We start from the raw sequence: 588 nt of genomic DNA on the forward strand, positions 1-588 counted from the left end.
ATAATGATGGCGGCGTCAGTGCACCGAAGACGGTGACCATCACCGTGACCGGCACCAACGACGCGCCGGTCGCTCAGGCAGGCACGGCCACGACGGAAGAGAACACACTACTGACCGGCCAGGTGCCGGCGGCAAGCGACGTCGACGGCACCATCGCCGGTTATGACCTGGCGACGGATGTCGGCACCGGCAATGGTTCATTGACGTTCAACGCCGACGGCTCCTACAGCTTCACGCCCGGCACCGACTTCGACGCTCTGGCCGCGGGCGAGAGCCGCGACATCACCTTCAGCTACACCGCCACCGACAACGAGGGCGGGGTCAGCGAGCCCAAGACGGTGACGATCACCGTGACCGGCACCAACGACGCGCCGGTGGCCGTCGCCGATACCCGGACCACCGGCGAGAACAGCGTTCTCAGCGGGCAAGTGCCGGTCGCGACCGATATCGATGGCACCATCGCCGGTTATGACCTGGCGACGGATGTCGGCACTGGCAATGGCAGCCTGACGTTCAATGCCGACGGCAGCTACAGCTTCACGCCGGGCACCGACTTCGACACTCTCGCCGCCGGCGAAAGTCGCGACG

The 588-nt window shown here is 66.2% G+C and carries 1 protein-coding gene; it reads left to right on the plus strand.

Annotated elements, in window-relative coordinates; genetic code table 11:
* A partial coding sequence (locus tag BTW07_RS19105; protein WP_167369300.1) for an Ig-like domain-containing protein occupies positions 1-588 on the plus strand: 588 nt, incomplete at both ends.

Origin of the sequence: Salinicola socius (assembly GCF_001937195.1) — a bacterium.
Classification (GTDB): Bacteria; Pseudomonadota; Gammaproteobacteria; order Pseudomonadales; family Halomonadaceae; genus Salinicola; species Salinicola socius.